We start from the raw sequence: 15,371 nt of genomic DNA on the forward strand, positions 1-15,371 counted from the left end.
GCCGAACGCAGCCTCGCGGGCTCGGCAGCTGCTACAAAGGTGTCGCGGCTGAAATTGCTTAACTGACTGGCATCAGGCGTGATTAGCCGTTTTTTTATTACAGGCTGCTGGATCATTGCTGAAAAGAAAAACGGCGCGTGACCCAAGTCCCGCGCCGTTTGTGTTCAATCCTTGTGTTCAACTTTTAGCCTGCAACGCTTTGGCCATTTGCAGATGATTTTGCAATTTAGGCAGGGTTTCTTCGGCGAACGCCTTGATCTGCGGTACGTCGGTGGTCTGTGCTTGCTGCTGCAGCTGATCGATGGCTTCCTGCGTGGTCTTCACCTGACTGGCTGCATAGGCCTCGTCGAAGGTCGCCCCATCCATGGCTTGTGGCATCAGGGCCTTGGCCTTTTCGACAACCTCTTCGCGTGGGGCCACCGGCAAATCCAGTTGCCTGGCGATTTTCGCCAGGTGCTGGTTCGCGGTGGTGCGGTCGTTGATGACGACGATGGTGTAATCCTTGACCTCTCTGGATTCGGACTTCTGGTGCGCCAGTCGGCTGGCTTCGATATCCGCCATGCCTTTGGCCGAGGCCTCGTCGATGTATTCGGCGAGCGACTGGGCAAAGGCACTGCTGGCAAACAGCCCAAGTAGCGTGGCAAAACTGGCATTGCGTATTCGGGTGGCCATCCGGTTCATGGTCGCGCCCTCCTTGAAAAGTTCAAACGGGAGCTTTCGCCCCCGCTTCTCAATCAAAACCACCGGCATCCTTTAGCGGGATTTCTGACCGCCCTTGCGGCCCATGTCGGGTTTCGCCGGGTCTTTATCGACGGTCGTGGTGGTGGTTTTCCCACCCTTGCGACCGGCTTCAGAAGCCTTCGTTCGATCGTTGGCGAAGTTTCCCGAGTTCGAGTTTCTTGAATTAGGCATGATTCTCTTCCTCTTGGTGATAGTCGCGGCGAGCTGTAGCCCCCATAGAATCTGAAGTTGCGCGTCCCAAAAGGTTTAGAAAATTGCGTGGGTACCTCGACGAACGGTACTCGTTACATTCAAACGCGATGCAAGTGATGCTCGCGTTTGGCGCAATACATCGCCTCGTCGGCATGCCTGAACAACTGCTTCTCTTCAGTGCCGTGATCGGGGTATCGGGCGACGCCGATACTCGGCTGGATGTTCAGGCTGTGCCCGTCCAAACGCAGGGGCTGGACCAGGACCTGACGGATTTTCTCGACCACGATGTCGGTATCGTCCGCAGCGCGAATGCTGTGCAGCAACACCACGAACTCATCGCCGCCGATGCGTGCCACGGTGTCGGTTTCCCGCACGCAGCCCTTGAGCCGGTTGGCCACTGCTTGCAGCAGCATGTCGCCGACCGCGTGGCCATGGGTGTCGTTGATTTGCTTGAAGCGGTCGAGGTCGACGTACAACAGCGCCATGCGCCCACCGTCCTCCCGGGCCACTTGCAGTGATGCCTTGAGCCGGTCGCGCAGCAGTTCACGGTTAGGTAACTGGGTCAGTTGGTCGTACTGGGCCATGTATTGCAGGCGGGCATGCAGTTGCTTGCGCTCGATGGCGGTCGCGACCTGGGCACAGACATACTGCAGCAGTTCCTTGTCTTGCTCGGTGTAGCGCTCGCCGCCCGGAATGCTTTTGACGATCAACGCGCCGATGGTGCCGTTTTGCGAGTTCAGCGGTACACCCAGCCAACACGGTGCGTTCTGCCCAGTCACCAGCACGTCGAAGCCGGCAGGAGGTGTGCACTGGTCCGGGGTCAACAGGATCGGCTGCCCAGTGCGGATCACCTCGGTGCACAGGCGCCCGGTCATGGTTCCGGGTTGTTCGGGCCGTGGCTCGTGGTCATCGACGTGATAAGGGAAATTCAACTGCGCGCAGTGTTCGTCGTACAGCGCCACGGAAAAATTCAGTGCCGGTAGCCATTCGCCGATGATCATGTGGATGCGTTTGAACAATGCCAGCAGATCCTCTGCCGCATGGGCCGCCTCGGAAATCGCATACAACGCCGCCTGCCGGGATTCGGCCTGTTTGCGTTCGGTGATGTCACGGGCCACCGCGATGCGCAACTGATCGTCCTCGGACCAGCGTGCAGACCAGAGGATGTGCACCACGCTACCATCCTTGCGCAGGTAGCGGTTTTCGAAGTTGAGCTTGGGCTCGCCGCCCATGATTTCCCGGGCGGCGTCGAGGGTGCGCTGGCGATCGCCCGGGTGCACCATGTCGATCATCGGCTGGCCGATCATCTCATCGGCGCTGTAGCCGAAAATGCGCTCGCACGCCGCACTGACAAAGACGAAGCGGCCCTGTTTATCCACCGCACAGACGGCGTCCAGCAACAGATCGATATAGCTCGCCAGTGGCGCGGAATTTCGGTTTTCCATGGTTCAGCGTGGGTGTCCCGATAATGCAGCGCTTATCAATCATCCCTGCCCTGTCAGCCTTGCATCCTTATGATCACATTCAAGCCTTGTTCGGCATCAGCCCCGGCAATGCATGCACTAGCGCATTGATGGCGAAACCGATGAACATCACCCCGCACAACCGGGTGATTGCCAGTTCATGACGCTGGTACAAGCTGCGCACCCGCCGCGCACCGACAACGCCGATGAGAATAGCGTAGGCGAGCAACCCGCCGACGAAACTCAGGGCGATCAGCGCCGGCAGCATTGACCAGTTGAGCAGTTCCGCACGGCTCGACAACAGCGCCGTGAACGTCGCCACCGCCACTGGATAGGCCTTCGGATTGGTCAGGCCAAACAGAATGCCGTGCCAGAACGGCTGCCGCGCCGGCCCCTGTGGCGCATCGCCGCTGCTGCGCCGGGCGCGCACCGCACGCCAGCCGAGCCAGAACAGGTACAGGCCACTGAGTACACCGAGCACGTCGAACGCGGTACTGCCGATCTCCCGCGCACCGACAATCGCGATCAGCGCCGTGCTGCACCAGACCACATCGCCGAGCAAATGCCCGCACAGAAACCCCGCCCCGGCCCGTCGCCCATGGGCTGCGCCAATGCCAAACACCGCCAGCACACCCGGCCCCGGAGTGATGCCGTAGATAAAACCCGAGGCAAGCACGGCCATTAGCAACGATGGGGTCATGGGGAGTCCTTTTTGTACTGCTGGGTGAATGGTCGCCAGTCTATATCAGGTCCCGCAACATCGACTTACAGATCTTCGAAGAACTTCATCCCCGCATACGGCCGCTGCCGGCAGGCCATCAGGCGCGATGCCAGATCACCCACGTGGGCTTCCAGCTTGTGGCCATCCGGGTCGAGGAAGTAGAACGATGCGCCCTCGCTACGGTTGTCGCGCCACTCCTGCACCCGGGCGGATCGCAGGCGCTCGACGAAACGCGGAAAATCCGCTGCATCGAGGCTGAAAGCGTAATGGGTGTAATCGGCGGCGGGCTCGGGATGGCGTAGCGGGTCGAGGGAGAGGCACAACCACAACCCCGGCAGCGACAGGTAGGCGCCGGTATCCCAAGTGGCTTCGAGCTGCAGTTGCAGGAGGTTCTGATAGAACGCCACGCTGCGGTTCAGGTCGGTGACGGCGAAGGTCAGGTGGTTGAGGCCTGTGAGCATGGGGTTAAAGACCTTTGAGGTTTTAAGGTGCGACGCAGGTTTTACCTAGGGGGCTGGTAACGATCTGCACACGGCAGATGGAAGGATTCAGCACCACCGCAAGACCATTTGTTACGACAGACGAACGGGGCGGCCTCTCCCCTGCATGACACTGTAGTATGTTGTATTACAAACCACTACATCGAGACCGCCATGTCCACCATGTCCTTGCGCCTGCCAGACGAAATCGCCGATACCCTCGCCAATCTTTCCAAGGCCACTGGCCGAAGCAAGTCGTTCCTCGCAGTCGATGCCTTGCGCGAGTATCTCGCGAGGGAAGCATGGCAAATCGAAGAAATTCAGAAAGCGCTGAAAGAAGCCGATGCCGGTGACTTCGCCTCGTCAGACGAGGTAAGTGCGATTGCTGATAAGTGGGTAAGCAATGCACGTTGAGTGGCTGCGTACTGCACTCAAGAACCTTGATGAAGAAGCCGCTTACATTGCGATAGAGAATCCAAAGGCAGCAGCAGATTTCGTACAAGCCATTCTCGCCAGTGTCGATCACCTTGCACGCTTTCCGGCGACAGGCCGGGAAGGTCGATTACCCGGTACTCGTGAATGGATTTTGCCCGACCGCCCCTATCTGATTCCGTATCGAGTTCGCCAAGGTCGTCTGCAAGTGCTTAGGGTCTTCCACACTCGACGCCTTCCCCCCATCCATTGGTGATTACAGCGAATCATCCCCCCCGAAAATAAAACCTGTCTACCCCTGCACCAATCCGCTCATTCAGCCAGTTCAACGCCTGATCCCCGCCCCGCCGCTTGTGCCAGACCAGTACAAAGGTAAACGACGGGATCTGAAAGGGCGGCGGGACGACAATCAGCGACTGCTCATCGATATCGCGCAAGCCACGCGAGGCGACGGTGAGGATCAGGTCGGTGCCGCTGATGCATTCCGGGGCCACGCGCCAGTGCGGCAGGCTGATTGCAACGCGGCGGCGTTCACGCATTGCAGTCAACGCGCGCTCGATTTCCGGGGTGCCGCTGCCGCGCATTTCCAGCAGCACATGGGGTCGAGCCAGGTAGGTGGGCAGGTCGAGAACACCGTCGGCGGGCAGGCTATTGCGATCCACCAGGCAGGCATAGTGCTCTTCGAACAGCGGGGTGCTGCGCAATTCGTTAGGCATTTCAGGGAACACACCAATGGCGATGTCAATATCACCGTTGAGCACGCCGTCGAGCATGCTTTCGCGGCTGCCATGGCTGATTTGCAAGTCGATGCCCGGCGCTTCGCGGCGCAACGTCCGGATCAGTTCCGGCAGGACAATGGCGGCACCATAGTCGGACATCGCCAGACGGAAGGTACGCTGAGTGGTCGCGGGATCGAAGGCATTGGGCACCAGCAGCGCTTGCACCTGGGCCAGGGCTTCGGCCAGCGGAGCTACGAGTTCCAGCGCTCGCGGAGTCGGTACAAGGCCGGCTCCGGCGCGCACCAGCAGCGGATCGCCGAGCAGGTCACGCAATCGCGCCAGCGCATGACTGACCGCAGGCTGACTCAAGTGCAGACGCTCGGCCGCCCGGGTCACGTGTTGCTCGCTGAGCAAGGCGTCGAGGATCACCAGCAAGTTGAGGTCGATGCGTCGTAGATCATTCATCTGCTGCATGTTCTGGATAACAAAACGGAATTTAAATCTGCGCGACGAATACCCTAGAGTCCAGCAAAACCTGTTGGAGATCGATCATGAGTACGTTGCATTGGGCCGCCCTGGTGGTGCTGGCGATGATTGCCGGGGCGGTGGTGCCGTTTCAGAGCGCCATCAACGTCAACCTCGGACGCGGGTTGGGCCATCCGTTGTGGGCGACACTCGCCTCGTTACTGGTGAGCGTTGTGGTGTTGTTGCCGATCATCGTTGCGCTGCGATTGCCGTTGCCGTCACTGGCATTCATCAGCAAGGCGCCGCTTTGGATGTGGGCCGGTGGCGCTTTTGGGGTGTGCTTTATTTCCTTGGCATTGGTGCTGCTGCCCAAGCTCGGTGCCGCGGGGTTCATGGCGTTGGCGCTGGCGGGGCAAGTGGTGGCGTCGTTGTTGCTGGATCACTTCGGCTGGTTTGGGTTGGTGGAGCGGCAGCTCACCCTGCCCAAGGTGTTTGGGGTGGCGCTGTTGATGGCCGGGGTGGTGTTGATTCAATTTTTTGATGCACCGGCCAAGGGGTTGGCGACGGTGGGTTGAGGGGACAACCGACGGTACGATGGTGCTTTTCAGTCAGTCATCGCGAGCAAGCTCGCTCCCACAGGAGGTACGCAGTCCTTGTGGGAGCGGGCTTGCTCGCGAAAGCGGTCTGTCTGGCAATGTAGATTTCAGGCCTTGTCGAGGGTCCGCAACTTCTGCGGCAACCCCCACAGCAACAGCGCCACCGCGATCAGCGCACAGACGCCAATGACATACAGCGCCGGCGTGGTGCTGCCGGTCAGGTCCTTGATCCGGCCGACCATCACCGGGCTGACGATGCCGCCGAACTGGCCCAGGGTGTTGATCACCGCAATCCCGCCCGCCGCACCCGCGCCGGCACCGGCCAGCAGTTTCGGCGGCAGGGTCCAGAAGCTCGGGATGGAGGCGATGATCCCGGCACCGAGCAGGCCCAACGCAACAATCAGGAAGGTCGTGTGGTTGGCGAAGATCCCCGCACAGAAGAACCCGACCGCACCGACCGCCACCAGACCGGCGACAAACTTGCGCCGCTCGCCAGAAGCATCGGACAGGCGTCCGATCACCACCATGCTTATGGCGCCGCAGATGTATGGGATGGCCGTCAGCAAGCCGATCATCACCGGGCTTTCCGTGCCGGCGCTGCGGATCAGTTGCGGTGCCCAGAAATTCAAGCCATAGGACGCCACCTGAATCAGGAAATAGATCAGCCCCAAGGTCAGGAAACCCGGAATCTTAAGTGCGGCGAGCAGCGAACCACCGCTCTTGTGCGGCTCATGCTGAGCGATGCGGCTGGCCAGCAGTGTCTTCTCCGAAGGCGTCAGCCAATGGGCATCTTCGATGCGATCCTTGAGCAGGGTCAGCACCAGCAAACCGAGGCCGATACACGGCACGCCACCGAGCAGGAACAGCCAGTGCCAGCCACGCATTTGCAGCACGCCGTCGAGGTGCTGCAGCACCAGGCCGGAGAACGGCGCGCCCACCAGACCGGCGAACGCCGACGCCAGGAACAGCATCGAAGTGATGCGCCCGCGATAGTGCTGCGGGAACCACAGGGTCAGGTAGTACAGCACGCCCGGGGCAAAACCCGCCTCCATCGCACCGATCACAAAGCGCAGCACGTAGAACTGCCATTCGCTGTTGACGAACACCATGGCCGCCGTGGCCAGGCCCCAGGACATCATGATCCGGGCAATCCAGCGCCGGGCGCCGACCTTGTACAGCATCATGTTGCTGGGCACTTCGAAAATCACATAACCGACCACGAACAACCCGGCGCCGAGGCCATAAGCGGTGTCGCTCAGGCTCAGGTCGGCCTGCAGCTGAAACTTGGCGAAGCTGATGTTGATGCGGTCGAAAAAGGCGAACAGGTAGCAGACCATGATCAGCGGCATCAGACGCCAGGCGACTTTGCTGACCAGGGCTTTTTCGGTGTCGTGGCTAACGGCCGGGCTCACGCCGGCCTCCAGTGCATTGAGGGTCATTGCGGTTCTCCAGGCGGACTTCCCGAGGGTGTCCGATTGTTTTTGTTGTCTGGTTGAGTAGCTCAGCGAAAGTGCTTTTACTGTGGGAGCGAGCTTGCTCGCGATGACTGAGTCACATCCAGCATCGATGTCGACTGACCCGCCGCAATCGCGAGCAAGCTCGCTCCCACAGGCTTTTGAGTTGTGTCAGGAAGGTACGGGGTGCAGGTCACAGTTGCGCCCGGCCTTGGCCAGTTGCCCCGGCACTTCGTGACCGAGCAGCGCCGGCAGTCCTCGGGACAGTTTCAGCAGCAGCGGCAAATCGATACCGGTGTGAATGCCGACTTCATCGCACAGGTTCACCAGGTCCTCTGTACAGATGTTGCCAGACGCTCCCGGTGCAAACGGACAGCCGCCGAGGCCGCCGAGGGCCGCGTCGAAGCGGCGCGCCCCGGCCTCGTAAGCGGCCAGCACATTGCACAGGCCAAGGCCGCGGGTGTTGTGGAAATGCAGGGTCAGATCATTGGGCGAAACCCGCTGCAAGACCCGTCGCACCAGCCGATCCACTTGCCGAGGATTGGCCATGCCCGTGGTGTCGGCCAGGGTAATGCCCTGGATGCCGAGCTCCTGATAGGCCTCGACGATTTGCACTACGCGGTCCTCATCGATCTTGCCTTCGAACGGGCAACCGAAGGTGGTGGCGATGCTGGCGTTGAGTCGCACGGGGCTGTCGCCAACGAAGTGCACAATCTCGCCGAACGCGACCAATGAATCTTCACAGCGCATGCGCATGTTCGCCAGGTTGTGGGTCTGGCTGGCGGACATCACCAGGTTCAGCTCATCGGCGCTGCACGCCAGCGCCCGCTGCGCGCCCTTCAGGTTGGGAATCAGCGCGACGTAGATCACCCCCGGCTGCCGGTTGATGCCCTTGAACACCAGCTCGCCATCGCGCAGCGCCGCAATGGCCTTGGGCGACACGAACGATCCGGCTTCGATACGGCTGAACCCGGCCAGCGACAGTTGATCAATCAGCGCGATTTTGTCGACGGTTTCAACCCAGGTCGGCTCGATTTGCAAACCGTCGCGCGGGGATACTTCCTGGACGATCAGGCTATCGGAATAATCGGTGATCATTGCACCACTCCTTCGACTTTCAGGCGTTCGATGTCCATCGCGGTAAGGCCCAATTGCGCGAGGATACCGTCGGTGTGCTGGCCCAGCCCGGGACCGGACCAGTTCACGCCGCCGGGGGTTTCGGAGAGTTTCGGCACGATGCCCGGCATCTTCACCGTGGCGCCACCGGGCAGCTCGGCATTGAGCAGCATGTCCCGCGCCTGATAATGCGGATCGGCGACGATGTCGGCCACCGAGTAGATACGCCCGGCCGGGACTTCAGCAGCCTCCAGCGCGGCCAGAACCTCGTCGATGGGCAGGCTGCTGGTCCAGTGGGTGATAGCGGCGTCAAGCTGATTGCTTTTGGCAGCACGCCCGTCGTTGTGGGCGAACTCCGGCGCCTCGGCCAGATCGGGGCGGCCGATGGTGTGCATCAGACGCTTGTAGATCGGATCGCTGTTGCCGGCAATCACCACGTAGGCGCCGTCGGCGGTCAGATACGTGTTGGACGGCGCGATCCCCGGCAAGGCGCCACCGCTGCGTTCACGCACATGGCCAAGCATGTCGTATTCCGGCACCAGGCTTTCCATAACGTTGAACACGCTTTCGGCCAGGGACACATCGACGATCTGCCCGCCGCCCTGCCCGGTCTTGACCCTTAGCAGCGACATCAGCGCACCGATCACCGCATGCAGCGAAGCCAGGGAATCGCCAAGGCTCACGCCAACCCGCGCCGGCGGCGAACCGGGCGTGCCGGTGGTGTAGCGAATCCCGCCCATGGCTTCGCCTATGGCACCGAAGCCCGGACGGTCGCGGTACGGGCCGGTCTGGCCGTATCCGGAAATCCGCACCAGCGTCAGGTTGGGATTGAGGGCGTGCAACACATCCCAGCCAAGGCCGAGTTTCTCCAGGGCGCCGGGGCGCAGGTTTTCGATCAGTACATCGGCGCTGCTCGCCAGTTGCTTGACCAGTTCGATGCCTTCGGCGGATTTGAGGTTCAGCGCCAGGGATTTCTTGTTGCGCGATTGCAGGTACCACCACAGCGAGGTGCCTTCGTGCAGCTTGCGCCATTTGCGCAGGGGATCGCCCTGGCCCATAGCTTCGATCTTGATCACCTCGGCGCCGAACTCGGCAAGCATGCGCGCGGCGAAAGGCGCGGCAATCAGCGTGCCGATCTCGATCACTTTGATCGCACTCAAGGGGGCAGTCATCGCGGGGTACCTCTAGTTGTTCTTGGAATTGATGCCAAGGCTAGAGGACTGATGCCTGAGGAATCCAACCTTCAGTTGGCAACGAGCGTTCGCGAAATGCGAACGCTCGGGGAGATTATCGTGAGCTGTAGTCCGCCATCGCGAGCAAGCTCGCTCCCACACTGGATCTTCGGCACTCACACATCCTGTGTGAGAGCGAGCTTGCTCGCGATGAAGCCGGCACAGTCAGCGAAGAACTTTCAGGCCGCCCCCCGCAAATGCTCAAACAACATCCGGCTCACCGGCGACAGCAACGCCTCATCGCGCACCACCAGAATCAACGCCCGATCGGACCATTCGTCCGTCAACGGCACCGCATGCAAACCCAACGCCCGGCCAAACAATTCATAGGCCCGCTGCGGAAGGATGCCGATCCCCATGTTGGCCTGGACCATGCGGCACATGGCATCGAACCCCGGCACATGAATGCGCACCCGCAACACCTTGCCGGCTTCGCGGGCCGCTGCATGGGTACGCATGTTGATCGAACTGGCGGCATGCAACCCAACGTAATCGCTGTCCAGCGTATCAGCGAAAGCTACGCTCGACCGGCTCGCCAATGGATGGTGCGGCGGCATCAACACCACCAGTTTGTCCTGACGATACAGCACGCTGTGCAGCCCCTTGATGTCACTGTCGATGGAACAGATCCCGAGGTCGGCCACTCCGTCGAGCACGCCCTGAATCACCCCGGCACTGGGGCGTTCTTCGAGGTCGGTCTTGACTTGTGGGTGACGCTCGGAAAAATCCCGCAGGTCCTCGGGCAAAAACTGAATGATCGCCGACAGGTTGGCGAGCATCCGCACATAACCGCGTACACCGTGGCTGTGCTCGCCCAGTTCAAGCCCCATTTTCTCGACGTTGAACAACATTTGCCGGGCGTGGTGCAGCAACGTCTCACCGGCCGGCGTCAGGGACATGCCCTTGGCCTGGCGCACGAACAGGCTGATGCCCAGCGCCTCCTCCAGCTCCATCAAGCGCTTGCTCGCCGCCGAGACGGCAATCGCTTCGCGCGACGCGGCACGGGTCAGCGTGCCCTCCTCATGGACGGCGACGAACAGTTGCAAAGTGATCAGGTCGAGACGGCGGATCAGGCTTTTTTGCAGCATCGGGTACTCGGCGAAGTCGGCTCGGGCGAAGTCGCAGCATAACGTTCTTCACCCGAGTCGTGCCGTGGTCCAGGCACCCGGTCGTGATAAAGTCGCCGCCCATAGACCTTTTGCCGTGAGACAAAGACCGCAATGACCGATTTCCAGGATGTCGATGCCCAACTTGAAGACTGGAACGTCTTGCGCAACAACGCTTCGTTCAGTGGCTTGCTGGTGGGCAACGGTGCCAGTCGCGCGGTGTGGGACGATTTCGGCTACGAGTCGCTGTTCGAAAACGCCCGCACCGTTGAAGAAAAACCTCTGAGCCCGTCCGAGCTGAGCGTGTTCGATGCGATGCAGACCCGCAGTTTCGAGCAGGTACTGAGCGCGTTGAAAACCACCAGCCGGGTCAACAAGGCCCTGGCTGTCAGCTCCGCCGCCCCGCGCAATCGCTACTACGCGATCAAGGAAGCGCTGATCAACACCGTGCATGCGGTGCATATCCCGTGGCGGCTGGTGGTGCCTTCGACGCTGACGTCGATCAATCAGGAACTGGCCAGCTATCGCACGGTGTTCACCACCAACTACGACTTGCTCAACTACTGGGCGGTGCAGCACCAGCCCGAGGCGATCACCGATCTGTTCCAGGGTGCCGAACCCGCTTTCGACCTGAGCGACACGGCCACCGACAAAACCCGTTTGCTGTACTTGCACGGCGGTCTGCACCTGGTGCGCAACCAGGACGGCACGGCGCGCAAGTTGATGTCGACCGAGGGCACGCTGCTGGGCAATTTCGCCATCAACAACACGATCAAGACCCTCGACGACGTGCCGCTGTTCGTCAACGAAGGCCCGAGTGCGGACAAGCTCAAAACCATTCGCAGTTCGGACTATCTGTCGTTCTGCTACGAGCAATTACTTGGTCACGGCCAGGCGCTGTGCATCTTCGGCCATGCGTTGGGGGAGCAGGACAGCCACATCATCCACGCCTTGCGCCAGGCAAAGCCGCAGGTGCTGGCGATCTCGATCTACCCGCGCAGCAAGGCCTTCATCCAGCACCAGAAGCGGCACTACACGAAAGTGTTTGAGGGGACGGGGGTTGAGTTGCGGTTTTTTGATTCGAAGAGCCATGCGTTGGGGAATTCAAAGTTATCGGTTCCAGTCGAAGTTTAGTACTGGCCGATCTGACGCTTTCGCGAGCAAGTCGAATCGTCGCACCGCCGCTCCCACAGGTGACTGAGTTCCTTCAGATAAATGCGGTCGAATGTGGGAGCGAGCTTGCTCGCGATGCTTTTGGCAGTCGACTCATTCTTCGCTGCTATGCACCACCACCAGCAACTGCGCCTGTACCTCACCCACCGAACGAATCCGGTGCGGTTTTTGCGCATTGAAGTGCAGCGCATCGCCACGATCGAGCAGCACGCGCTCGTTCATGAAGTCCACTTCCACCCGCCCTTCGTGGACGAATAAAAACTCCTCGCCCAAATGCTCCTTGAAGGTTTTGTCGGTGAATTCGGCTGGCGGGTAAATGATGAACGGCAACAGGCTGCGTGAACTGACCTGATGGGCCAGCACCGCGTAACCCGAATTGTTATCACTGGCACCCAAAGGTTGCCGCTCGTGGCTGCGCACCAGGCTGTAGCTGTCGAGGCTGACGTTGTCTTCAGAGAACAACTCCTCGACTTTCACGTTCAGCGCCTTGGCCAGTTTCAGCGCAGCAGCAATCGACGGTGTGTTCAACCCGCGCTCGACTTTTGACAGGTAACTCTTGGTCATGCCGGTTTGTTCGGCCAAGGTTTCCAACGTCACGCCAAGTTTTTTTCTGAGCAATTTCAAACGGATAGACATGTAGAGCGATTAATCCATCAAGGAGGCAACGATTAGTCCTTGCCAATGACACAATGTGTCATATAGCCTCTTTAGTGTCATTTGCGTTCACCGACGACTTTGCGAGGAACCGGTGAACCGCAAACCCGACGTCCATTGAATCACCCAAAGGACACCGATATGGCCAAGACATTAGCACTGCCCAAAGAGCAACTGGTCAAGCACGCACTGAGCCAAATGCAAAATACCCTGGCGGATAATACGTGGACCGCCAGGCAAAAGCTGGCCCTGACCTGCCGCATTCTGTTCGAACACGGTCACGATTCCGGCCTTGCCGGGCAGATCACCGCCCGTGGTCCGCAACCCGGCACTTACTACACACAGCAACTGGGCCTGGGTTTCGACGAAATCACCGCGGGCAACCTGCTGCTGGTCAACGAAGACCTGGAGGTGCTCGAAGGCCACGGCATGCCCAACCCGGCCAACCGTTTTCACAGTTGGGTGTACCGCGCCCGAGCGGATGTGAACTGCATCATTCATACCCATCCGACCCACGTTGCAGCCTTGTCGATGCTGGAGGTGCCGCTGCAGATTTCCCACATGGACCTCTGCCCGCTCTATGACGACTGCGCGTTTCTCGAAGGCTGGCCGGGTGTGCCAGTGGGCAACGAGGAAGGCGAGTTGATTGCCGGGGCGCTGGGCGACAAACGGGCGATCCTGCTTTCCCACCATGGCCAATTGTCCACCGGCAGCAGCATCGAGGAAGCCTGTGTCATCGCACAGTTGATCGAACGCGCCGCGAAGCTGCAACTGCTGGCGATGAGCGCCGGAACCATCAAGCCGATCATTCCCGAGCTGGGCCGCGAAGCCCATGACTGGATCGCGAGGCCGAAACGCCACGCCGCCGCTTTCAACTACTACGCCCGGCAGAGCCTGCGCCAACACGCCGATTGCCTGAACTGACCCCATTGATAGAACGGAGAGACACCATGTCCACCGCAAACATTCACGGCATCATCGGCTACACCATCACCCCTTTCACCGCCCATGGCGAAGGCGTTGACCTGGACGCCCTCGGGCGCTCCATCGACCGCCTGATCGAGGGCGGCGTGCACGCCATCGCGCCGCTGGGCAGCACCGGTGAAGGTGCCTACCTGAGCGACGCCGAGTGGGATCAGGTCAGCGAATTCAGCATCAGGCACGTGGCCAAACGCGTGCCGACCGTCGTCAGCGTGTCCGATCTGACCACCGCTAAAGCGGTGCGTCGCGCGCGCTTCGCCGAAGCCCATGGCGCCGATGTGGTGATGGTGCTGCCCGCGTCCTACTGGAAGCTCAGTGAAGCGGAAATCCTCACCCATTACCGCGCCATCGGCGACAGCATCGGCGTGCCGATCATGCTCTACAACAACCCGGCCACCAGCGGCACCGACATGTCGGTGGACCTGATCCTGCGCATCGTCAACGCCGTGGAAAACGTGACCATGGTCAAGGAGAGCACCGGCGATATCCAGCGCATGCATCAGCTGCAACGTCTCGGCGAGGGCCAGGTGCCGTTCTACAACGGCTGCAATCCGTTGGCCCTGGAGGCCTTTGCCGCCGGCGCAAAAGGCTGGTGCACCGCAGCGCCGAACCTGATTGCGCAGCTCAACCTGGATTTGTACGAAGCAGTGCTGGCCAACGATTTGCGCAAGGCCCGGGAGCTGTTCTATCGCCAGTTGCCACTGCTGGATTTCATTCTCAAGGGTGGCTTACCGGCGACGATCAAGGCGGGCTTGCGGGCGACGGGGCTGGAGGTGGGAGATCCGCGGCTGCCGGTGTTCCCGTTGAGTGAGGCAGGGCTTAGTCAGCTTCAAGGCCTACTCAAAGCCTTACAATGAATTCAGGCTAAACACCCCCCCTGTGGGAGCGAGCTTGCTCGCGATGAGGCCATTAAATTCAACACAGATGTTGACTGTCAGACCGCCATCGCGAGCAGGGATTTGTACTGGCTTTAAAGGTAGTGATCAAAGCACCGGCAACGTCTTGTCCTTGATCACCTTGGTCGAGCCGTTGGCCTTCACACTGGCGATGCCTTTCTCCATGGCGGCATCTGAGGAATAAGCCTCGCTGCTACCGATGATTTCGTGATTACCCGCCTTGAGGTTGAAATACGGATGGCCATCCTTGGTGGTTTTCTTCTCGTAACGCTCATCCAGCGGGCTGTTGGCCTGGACCGAGGCGATGCCTTTGTCGGCGGCTGCGTGGGTGGTGTACAGCTCGCTGGTCAGAATGGTCTCGGCATTGGCCGCCTTGAGGACAAACCTGAACTGGCCATTGCTGCTTTTGCTCACTTCATACCATCCGGACATGCTCTTTCTCCTTGGCGATTGAGAGGTTGCGCGCTTCACAGTAAAGACCAGGCCGGGATTTCTGTCGCCTGAACGGCCCCTTCGCGGGCAAGCCCGCTCCCACAGGTTCAGCGTAATCCCTGTGGGAGCGGGCTTGCCCGCGAAGGGGTCGACACGATCTTCCTTACTTCACCACTGCCCGCACCACCGACAATTCCGGCACCTGAGTCCGCCGCTGGCTCAGATACCGCGTACAACTCACCCGCAAGAACGAAGCGAAATTGACCACCTCGCCGCGATAGTCCATCACCTCTTCATACAGCTTGGCGATCAACTGATTGGTGGTCATGCCGTCGACTTCGGCGATTTCGCTGAGGATGTCCCAAAACTGATTCTCCAGCCGCAGAGTAGTGACCACCCCGCAGATGCGCAGCGAGCGGGAGCGCGATTCGTAGAGAATCGGGTCGGCTTTGACGTACAGCTCGCACATGGACATGTCCCTCGTTACAGCGTGATTTTGGTACCCAGCAATCCCAGGAA

The 15,371-nt window shown here is 60.3% G+C and carries 19 protein-coding genes; 6 read left to right on the forward strand and 13 right to left on the reverse strand.

Going from position 1 to position 15,371, the window contains the following annotated elements; genetic code table 11:
• Positions 1–177 precede the first annotated feature (177 nt).
• From PMI29_RS12330 to fos, 5 genes are all read right to left on the reverse strand, one after another.
• On the reverse strand, positions 178–681 hold the full coding sequence (locus PMI29_RS12330) for a DUF4142 domain-containing protein (RefSeq protein ID WP_007999334.1): 504 nt from the start codon (positions 679–681) through the stop codon (positions 178–180).
• 72 nt (positions 682–753) lie between these two features.
• Complete coding sequence (locus PMI29_RS31205) at positions 754–912, reverse strand: KGG domain-containing protein (protein WP_007982976.1); 159 nt, start codon at positions 910–912, stop codon at positions 754–756.
• Positions 913–1,031: 119 nt separating this feature from the next.
• The gene (locus tag PMI29_RS12325) at positions 1,032–2,378 is read right to left on the reverse strand and encodes a sensor domain-containing protein (protein ID WP_007999336.1); all 1,347 of its coding nucleotides are present in this window, start codon (positions 2,376–2,378) and stop codon (positions 1,032–1,034) included.
• Positions 2,379–2,457: 79 nt separating this feature from the next.
• Positions 2,458–3,096 (reverse strand): LysE family translocator, encoded by a 639-nt coding sequence (locus PMI29_RS12320; RefSeq protein ID WP_007999338.1) that lies wholly within the window; start codon positions 3,094–3,096, stop codon positions 2,458–2,460.
• 65 nt (positions 3,097–3,161) lie between these two features.
• Positions 3,162–3,578, reverse strand: coding sequence for a fosfomycin resistance glutathione transferase (fos, locus tag PMI29_RS12315; protein WP_007999339.1), 417 nt, complete (start codon positions 3,576–3,578; stop codon positions 3,162–3,164).
• A 192-nt stretch (positions 3,579–3,770) separates the two neighbouring features.
• Here fos and relB point away from each other — a divergent pair, with 192 nt between their 5' ends.
• Positions 3,771–4,010 (forward strand): type II toxin-antitoxin system RelB family antitoxin, encoded by a 240-nt coding sequence (gene relB / locus PMI29_RS12310; RefSeq protein ID WP_007999340.1) that lies wholly within the window; start codon positions 3,771–3,773, stop codon positions 4,008–4,010.
• Positions 4,000–4,284: a type II toxin-antitoxin system RelE/ParE family toxin gene (locus PMI29_RS31210; protein WP_081501676.1), complete on the forward strand. Its 285-nt coding sequence runs from the start codon at positions 4,000–4,002 to the stop codon at positions 4,282–4,284. The genes relB and PMI29_RS31210 overlap by 11 nt, the downstream gene beginning before the upstream one ends.
• Before the next feature lie 10 nt (positions 4,285–4,294).
• On the opposite strand, the gene PMI29_RS12305 is transcribed toward PMI29_RS31210, so the two are convergent.
• Positions 4,295–5,221 carry a LysR family transcriptional regulator gene (locus PMI29_RS12305; protein WP_007999341.1) on the reverse strand — a complete coding sequence of 309 codons (927 nt, stop codon included), beginning with the start codon at positions 5,219–5,221 and terminating at the stop codon, positions 4,295–4,297.
• A gap of 77 nt (positions 5,222–5,298) precedes the next feature.
• Between PMI29_RS12305 and PMI29_RS12300 the strand changes: the two genes are divergently transcribed.
• Entirely contained in the window at positions 5,299–5,787 is a 489-nt protein-coding gene (locus tag PMI29_RS12300; protein WP_007999343.1) for a DMT family transporter, read from the forward strand.
• A 128-nt stretch (positions 5,788–5,915) separates the two neighbouring features.
• Here the strand turns inward: PMI29_RS12300 and PMI29_RS12295 are convergent, their stop codons facing one another.
• From PMI29_RS12295 to PMI29_RS12280, 4 genes are all read right to left on the reverse strand, one after another.
• Positions 5,916–7,247 carry an MFS transporter gene (locus PMI29_RS12295; RefSeq protein WP_007999345.1) on the reverse strand — a complete coding sequence of 444 codons (1,332 nt, stop codon included), beginning with the start codon at positions 7,245–7,247 and terminating at the stop codon, positions 5,916–5,918.
• 186 nt (positions 7,248–7,433) lie between these two features.
• A complete protein-coding gene (locus PMI29_RS12290; protein ID WP_007999346.1) occupies positions 7,434–8,360 on the reverse strand; it encodes a hydroxymethylglutaryl-CoA lyase in 927 nt (308 codons plus the stop codon).
• Positions 8,357–9,550, reverse strand: coding sequence for a CaiB/BaiF CoA transferase family protein (locus tag PMI29_RS12285; protein ID WP_007999348.1), 1,194 nt, complete (start codon positions 9,548–9,550; stop codon positions 8,357–8,359). Before PMI29_RS12285 ends, PMI29_RS12290 begins: the two co-directional genes overlap by 4 nt.
• 239 nt (positions 9,551–9,789) lie before the next feature.
• On the reverse strand, positions 9,790–10,698 hold the full coding sequence (locus PMI29_RS12280; RefSeq protein ID WP_007999350.1) for a LysR family transcriptional regulator: 909 nt from the start codon (positions 10,696–10,698) through the stop codon (positions 9,790–9,792).
• Positions 10,699–10,830: 132 nt separating this feature from the next.
• Here PMI29_RS12280 and PMI29_RS12275 point away from each other — a divergent pair, with 132 nt between their 5' ends.
• Positions 10,831–11,850, forward strand: coding sequence for a DUF4917 family protein (locus PMI29_RS12275; protein ID WP_007999352.1), 1,020 nt, complete (start codon positions 10,831–10,833; stop codon positions 11,848–11,850).
• Between the two features lie 132 nt (positions 11,851–11,982).
• Here PMI29_RS12275 and PMI29_RS12270 read toward each other — a convergent pair whose 3' ends face one another.
• A complete protein-coding gene (locus PMI29_RS12270; protein WP_007999354.1) occupies positions 11,983–12,525 on the reverse strand; it encodes a helix-turn-helix domain-containing protein in 543 nt (180 codons plus the stop codon).
• 159 nt (positions 12,526–12,684) lie between these two features.
• Here PMI29_RS12270 and PMI29_RS12265 point away from each other — a divergent pair, with 159 nt between their 5' ends.
• Entirely contained in the window at positions 12,685–13,467 is a 783-nt protein-coding gene (locus tag PMI29_RS12265; protein WP_007999357.1) for an aldolase, read from the forward strand.
• A 26-nt stretch (positions 13,468–13,493) separates the two neighbouring features.
• Positions 13,494–14,381 (forward strand): dihydrodipicolinate synthase family protein, encoded by an 888-nt coding sequence (locus PMI29_RS12260; protein ID WP_007999358.1) that lies wholly within the window; start codon positions 13,494–13,496, stop codon positions 14,379–14,381.
• Positions 14,382–14,507: 126 nt separating this feature from the next.
• On the opposite strand, the gene PMI29_RS12255 is transcribed toward PMI29_RS12260, so the two are convergent.
• Positions 14,508–14,852: a YegP family protein gene (locus PMI29_RS12255; protein ID WP_007999360.1), complete on the reverse strand. Its 345-nt coding sequence runs from the start codon at positions 14,850–14,852 to the stop codon at positions 14,508–14,510.
• A gap of 163 nt (positions 14,853–15,015) precedes the next feature.
• Complete coding sequence (locus tag PMI29_RS12250) at positions 15,016–15,321, reverse strand: ribbon-helix-helix domain-containing protein (protein WP_007982997.1); 306 nt, start codon at positions 15,319–15,321, stop codon at positions 15,016–15,018.
• Between the last annotated feature and the right edge of the window lie 50 nt (positions 15,322–15,371).

Origin of the sequence: Pseudomonas sp. GM49 (genome assembly GCF_000282355.1) — a bacterium.
Classification (GTDB): Bacteria; Pseudomonadota; Gammaproteobacteria; order Pseudomonadales; family Pseudomonadaceae; genus Aquipseudomonas.

Coding starts and splice junctions, on each gene's coding strand:
- PMI29_RS12305 (WP_007999341.1), bottom strand. CDS start 5,221: ATGCAGCAGATGAATGATCTACGACGCATCGACCTCAACTTGCTGGTG.
- PMI29_RS12295 (WP_007999345.1), bottom strand. CDS start 7,247: ATGACCCTCAATGCACTGGAGGCCGGCGTGAGCCCGGCCGTTAGCCAC.
- PMI29_RS12325 (WP_007999336.1), bottom strand. CDS start 2,378: ATGGAAAACCGAAATTCCGCGCCACTGGCGAGCTATATCGATCTGTTG.
- PMI29_RS12275 (WP_007999352.1), top strand. CDS start 10,831: ATGACCGATTTCCAGGATGTCGATGCCCAACTTGAAGACTGGAACGTC.
- PMI29_RS12270 (WP_007999354.1), bottom strand. CDS start 12,525: ATGTCTATCCGTTTGAAATTGCTCAGAAAAAAACTTGGCGTGACGTTG.
- PMI29_RS12320 (WP_007999338.1), bottom strand. CDS start 3,096: ATGACCCCATCGTTGCTAATGGCCGTGCTTGCCTCGGGTTTTATCTAC.
- PMI29_RS31210 (WP_081501676.1), top strand. CDS start 4,000: ATGCACGTTGAGTGGCTGCGTACTGCACTCAAGAACCTTGATGAAGAA.
- PMI29_RS12330 (WP_007999334.1), bottom strand. CDS start 681: ATGAACCGGATGGCCACCCGAATACGCAATGCCAGTTTTGCCACGCTA.
- PMI29_RS12255 (WP_007999360.1), bottom strand. CDS start 14,852: ATGTCCGGATGGTATGAAGTGAGCAAAAGCAGCAATGGCCAGTTCAGG.
- PMI29_RS31205 (WP_007982976.1), bottom strand. CDS start 912: ATGCCTAATTCAAGAAACTCGAACTCGGGAAACTTCGCCAACGATCGA.
- PMI29_RS12265 (WP_007999357.1), top strand. CDS start 12,685: ATGGCCAAGACATTAGCACTGCCCAAAGAGCAACTGGTCAAGCACGCA.
- PMI29_RS12290 (WP_007999346.1), bottom strand. CDS start 8,360: ATGATCACCGATTATTCCGATAGCCTGATCGTCCAGGAAGTATCCCCG.
- PMI29_RS12260 (WP_007999358.1), top strand. CDS start 13,494: ATGTCCACCGCAAACATTCACGGCATCATCGGCTACACCATCACCCCT.
- PMI29_RS12300 (WP_007999343.1), top strand. CDS start 5,299: ATGAGTACGTTGCATTGGGCCGCCCTGGTGGTGCTGGCGATGATTGCC.
- PMI29_RS12250 (WP_007982997.1), bottom strand. CDS start 15,321: ATGTGCGAGCTGTACGTCAAAGCCGACCCGATTCTCTACGAATCGCGC.
- relB (WP_007999340.1), top strand. CDS start 3,771: ATGTCCACCATGTCCTTGCGCCTGCCAGACGAAATCGCCGATACCCTC.
- PMI29_RS12280 (WP_007999350.1), bottom strand. CDS start 10,698: ATGCTGCAAAAAAGCCTGATCCGCCGTCTCGACCTGATCACTTTGCAA.
- PMI29_RS12285 (WP_007999348.1), bottom strand. CDS start 9,550: ATGACTGCCCCCTTGAGTGCGATCAAAGTGATCGAGATCGGCACGCTG.
- fos (WP_007999339.1), bottom strand. CDS start 3,578: ATGCTCACAGGCCTCAACCACCTGACCTTCGCCGTCACCGACCTGAAC.